General features: G+C 58.0%; 6 protein-coding genes. 1 reads left to right on the top strand and 5 read right to left on the bottom strand.

The features are described from left to right. Positions 1-290: 290 nt before the first annotated feature. Positions 291-1220, bottom strand: a complete 930-nt coding sequence (locus ACU0FH_RS11125) for a LysR family transcriptional regulator (protein ID WP_231582216.1) — start codon at positions 1218-1220, stop codon at positions 291-293. 103 nt (positions 1221-1323) lie between these two features. Here ACU0FH_RS11125 and ACU0FH_RS11120 point away from each other — a divergent pair, with 103 nt between their 5' ends. Beyond that, positions 1324-2043: a hypothetical protein gene (locus ACU0FH_RS11120; protein ID WP_184583405.1), complete on the top strand. Its 720-nt coding sequence runs from the start codon at positions 1324-1326 to the stop codon at positions 2041-2043. A 243-nt stretch (positions 2044-2286) separates the two neighbouring features. Here ACU0FH_RS11120 and ACU0FH_RS11115 read toward each other — a convergent pair whose 3' ends face one another. The 4 genes from ACU0FH_RS11115 to ACU0FH_RS11100 all read right to left on the bottom strand — a co-directional run. Beyond that, positions 2287-2868: a rhomboid family intramembrane serine protease gene (locus tag ACU0FH_RS11115; protein WP_047998149.1), complete on the bottom strand. Its 582-nt coding sequence runs from the start codon at positions 2866-2868 to the stop codon at positions 2287-2289. Positions 2869-3016: 148 nt separating this feature from the next. After that, positions 3017-3553: a hypothetical protein gene (locus ACU0FH_RS11110; protein WP_446194653.1), complete on the bottom strand. Its 537-nt coding sequence runs from the start codon at positions 3551-3553 to the stop codon at positions 3017-3019. A 155-nt stretch (positions 3554-3708) separates the two neighbouring features. After that, positions 3709-4437: a DUF736 family protein gene (locus ACU0FH_RS11105; RefSeq protein ID WP_184583019.1), complete on the bottom strand. Its 729-nt coding sequence runs from the start codon at positions 4435-4437 to the stop codon at positions 3709-3711. A gap of 124 nt (positions 4438-4561) precedes the next feature. Then, a partial coding sequence (locus tag ACU0FH_RS11100) for a hypothetical protein (RefSeq protein ID WP_446194652.1) occupies positions 4562-4789 on the bottom strand: 228 nt, incomplete at its 5' end.

Here is a 4789-nt window from a genome sequence, read left to right as displayed (position 1 = left end):
ACCGCCCAGAACCTCCGGAAACTGGCCAAGATCTTTCCGGCACCGCAGCAAACGCGCAAAGCCTGACAGGAAAGGCGCGCGCGCCCGGTTTGGATCGGCTATTTCTGCGCTCGCAAACTTTAGTTTTTCCACAGAATCGGCGGAAAGCGGACATTCACTGCGAGTGCGAAAGCATACTGTCTGAGACATGATTGCGACAATTATTGTCTCAGCGTCAGCGCCACGAAAGCATCGTTTGAGCCCTAATTGCAGAATGATACACGATGCGCCCGGGTCGATAACCGGCGTCGTTATGCTGGCGTGCGCATAATCTCACGGATCAGATCATTTGTTTCTGATCTCGTCGTTTGGTGCCGATATCGAACGGCCAAAACAGTTCGTGTTATTTCAAGGCCATCGATGGGTTTCGACACCAGGCCCATGTCTGATGGAATAGCGGTGGCTGGTAGGATCACCGCACCCGAACCCTGCCGGGCAAGTTCGATTAACCAATCCACGCGATTTGACCGATAGGCCGCGTAGAGGTCGTAACCTTGATCTGCGCAGGTTCCATGTAAAGTATCCCGCATTTCGCAATTCAGTCTGTCAAGCATGTCAGTTTGAGCAAGCGTCGAAAGAGAAATTGTATTTAGTTCAGACAATGGATGCGACTTTGACACCACGACCTTGTAGTCCTCTTCATAGAGAATGTCTATACGATAGAGGTCTTCACTGACCTTGTCCGCGGTGACGACAACGTCAAAGTCACCATCTCGCAACCCGGAAAGAAGCTCGTGGGATGACGCAACGATCAATTCGATTTCGGCTTGCGGCACGCGCTTGCGCATACGCTCCATAGCTGCCGAAATTCTGCTGTGGCCAATCGTTTCGCCGACACCGACAGTGATAGGAACTCGCTCCAACCGCATATGACGGACTGCCTCGGCCTTCGCCTGTCGCGTCTCGTCGTATATTTTCTGCAATCTTGGCTGCACGAGTTTTCCCAGCGCGGTCAGCCTGCAGCCTGCACGGTCTCTGACAAACAGGTCACCTCCAAGTTCGTCTTCAAGTTTCTTGACCGCAGTCGTCAAGGAAGGTTGGGAGACATTGGAGGCACTGGCCGCGTGGGTGAAGTTTCGGTGCTCGCAGACAGCGAGAAAGTATCTGATCTGGTTCATTTCCATCGCCGCATTCTCCGTCACATCTCCGGCCGCGCCATCAAAACAAGTTCGATAGTCCATGTCTATCAAAGAATAGCATTTCGGAATTGGAGTCCACCGCATCCGGCATGGGACAAGAGTGCATCGAAACCAAACACGATGCACTTCAAAGCAGGGGCCGACCATGAAATCGCAAATTCTTCAGACACTCGCCGCACTGGCTCTGATCGCAACTTCTGCAACTGCACAGGACAATCCAATGGAAAATCATACCGCCAGCTACATCGCCATGCCCGCCGCCGAAGGCCAGTCCGAAGCTTTCGCGGAGTTTCTGGCGGGTGCCGCACCTATCGTGCGGGACACAGAGCCGGGCACCGTCCTTTGGTTTGCTCTGCAAGCCAACGATACGCTCGCAATCTTTGACATCTTTGCAGATGAAGAGGCACGGAACGCTCACTTCTCAGGAGCGGTTGCTGCGGCTTTGAACCAAAACTCCGACACACTGGTCGACGGAGGATGGGACGAAGGTGTTGTCGCGAATATCAACAACTCCGATGTCCTGTCGGTCAAGGCGCCGGTTGATCTCACCACGGCAACGACCGCAACTTACATCAAGCTTGAAGCTGCGCCGGGGAAAGGCCGCGAATTGGCAGCCTTGCTGACCGCCGCCGGCCCCATCGTCGCAGATACCGAACCCATGACATTGTTCTGGGCGGCGCTGCAAATTGACGAGAACAACTTTGCCATCTTCGACATCTTTGCCGACGATGCTGGCCGCGAAGCGCATTTTGCCGGACAGGTCGCCGGGCTACTGAATGAAAGGGCTTCGGAATTGGTCTCGGGCGGATGGGACGATGGTGTGGTGGCAAACGTCCGCAATTTCGACATCCTTGCTGCCAAGTAATCTCGAGCTGCGTTAACAAAGAAGTGCCCGGTGCAACCCATCGGGCACTTTGCTATTTGAGTTGAGAGTAAAGCCAAGTCGGTCGATTAACCGCAGCGAAATGGCATTTTATCCCAGTCTGCTGATGCTTACCCATTGAAAATTCTGCCGCCTATGCAAATGACCGTTCTAGTGCAGCTGCGCTCCAGCGCCGGACAGCTCGCCGAGCGGCAGCTATGGGCCGACAACGTAGGGTGTACTGCTTCAGTCCAAATCGACACCGCCGAGGCGCGGCACATGGACATGCGTCCGGACAAGGGATGCAGCGACAGCGCCCGCGATGGCGCCGAAGAGATGCGCCTCCCACGAGACGCCGGGTTGGCCCGGAAGAACGCCCCAGAGAATGGAGCTATAGAGGACACCGACCAGTAGTGCCGCGCCCAGCGTGATCGGGGAGCGATCCACGAAGCCGCGCGCGACGAGGAAGCCAAACCAGCCGAAGACCAACCCTGACGCACCGATATGGATGGCGGAGCTTCCGAACAGCCAGACGAGTCCGCCGCCGAGGCCGATCACCACGGCGTTCACCGGCAGCAAGGCTCGCGTGGTCGTGGCAACCAGCAGCCCACCCATCACCAGGAGAGGCGGCGTATTGGCCATCAGATGCGCGAAGCTTCCGTGCATCAGCGGCATGGCGACAACGCCATCCAAACCATCGAGCTGCCTGGGGATCAGGCCGAAGGCCGGGTTCAAACCGTAGCCGGTGATCCAATTGACGACCTGAACCGCCCAGAGCAGCGCGACAAAAGCGGCAAGCGTTGCGGCGCGCCGCAAGAAAGCGCGCATGTGATCCCGTTTCATCATGTTCGCGACAGTAGACGTCCCCACAGCGCCTTCAACAGCTTTCGCGCGCTGCACAGGGTGCCCCTTCCGAGAAAGGGGGTTTGAGGCGGCCAACCTCGGTACGGCTCAAGCCAGGAGAATCGCTTCGATCTTACACAGTGTTCCCAGGCCGCAGCGGCATGATTTCACGCTCGGGGCGCTTCAGGGCTTCGGCGTATTTGCGGGCATTGTCATCGATCGTGCTGTGCCACAGCTTCGAGACAAACGCCCGAGCGTCTTGGACCGTCATATCGTTCAGCGATGAGGACAACGCCATGAAGAGCTCATCCTCGCTGATCGCGGCGGCGCTATGCATGGCGTCCGCGTAAAATGAAGGGTCGTTCAGGACCTGTTGGCTTAGCGGCATCAGCGCGAGGTTCTCTTCCGGGATCGCCATGAAGATCGTGTCCTGCAGGTCGGTCAGATACCCACGCCGCGAGGTGGACACCGACTTTCCTGCTGCCTTGGCGTCCAGATAGGCCTGCCTTGTCCTGTCGAGCTTCGCCCTTGCATGGGTCATGATGACTTCACGCTTTCGGGCGGGTAGCGAAAATCCAGTGCAGCGCTCGATATGAGCAAGGAGTTCTGCAACCTCTGCCTCAACATCAAAGCTCTCGAACCATGGAACCGTCCCTGATCTAGCCGCCACGCGCTCGCCCTCGATATTGCGTTAATATATTATTGTATCGCATTTGCACCTGATCGCAAGCGGGTGGCGTCCTTCACGCAAACGGACATGGAAAAAGGGGAACCGTGATCCCACGGCTCCCCTTTCGGTTCAGATCGTCTCACCTCGCGCGCTGATTAGGCGACTAAGGAGAGCCCCGCGCCTGCGTCGTGCGGCTGCTCACCGCTGTCGATGAACGGGATGATCGAGAAGGTCTGCCCGCCGCGCTGTTCTTCGTTCTGCACGGCGTTGACGCGCAGATCGCCATCGGGCGTGTTGATCAGCAGCGACAGGTAGTCATTGCCCGTGCGGCTGCTTTTCGCCATCCACGCCGAGCCGACGCGGATCGGCGTGCCCCGGGGCGAGCTGACCTCGATCCGGTAATCGGCGTGGGTCTCCTCGGATTTGTAGCTGTTCTCAATCAGCATGAACTCCAGATCGAACATCATGTTGGCGATGTAGCCAGTGAAGGCGTTGTCAGCGTCCATGGCGGTGAGCTCGCCCGAGAGCGAGCCGGATTTCATCAGGCCGTTCGAGACCAGCGGGATGATCTCGAACGCGCCACTTTGGGCCGCGCGCGCCTCTTTCGTCTGCACCGCGTTGACCCGGAACGGGCCGAGGCCGACATCGATCTGCATCGAGATGTAGGGGTTGCCGCTGGTATTGCCGGTCTCGTTCCAGGCCGTGCCGATACGCACCTTGCGGCCTGATTTGTTGACTGCCGTCACGTCAAAATCCGGGCTGCGTTCGGACATCTTGGCCCGCGCCTCCAACTGGATGGCGATGTCAAAGCGCGTCGAGTGGATCATGCCGGTGTACTGAGCGGCTGCGGTCTCGACATTGCGGGTGAGGGTTCCTGCGAACATGGGATGTTTCCTTTTGGATTGGCCGGTGCCTGACGTCCTTGCCAGCGCATCCGGGATTGCTTTTTCGACCCCTCCTGGGATCACAAACCAGAAAGCTCGCTTTCCTTTCTTCCCAACCTTCAGTTCAGCGCTGTCGCCTGAGAGATTGTGCCACCTCCCCGCCGGGTACGACGCCCCTCCCCTGCCCGTCTGCTCTCAGTTGGCTGTCCTGGCTCTTCTCGTCGCCACCCTCCGGTCCAGCGATAAAGAACTCTGCTTCCTCCCCGTTCAACCGCTGCCCGCTCCGGTCGGTCAGCCCGATGGTGCTGCCGTTCGGCTCAAACGTAATCAGGTATTGGCCGAGGCTGTCCTT

It is taken from the genome of Heliomarina sp. (genome assembly GCF_052826185.1).
Note: the sequence above shows the minus strand (reverse complement) of the source record. Positions and strands in the feature narration are given on the sequence as shown.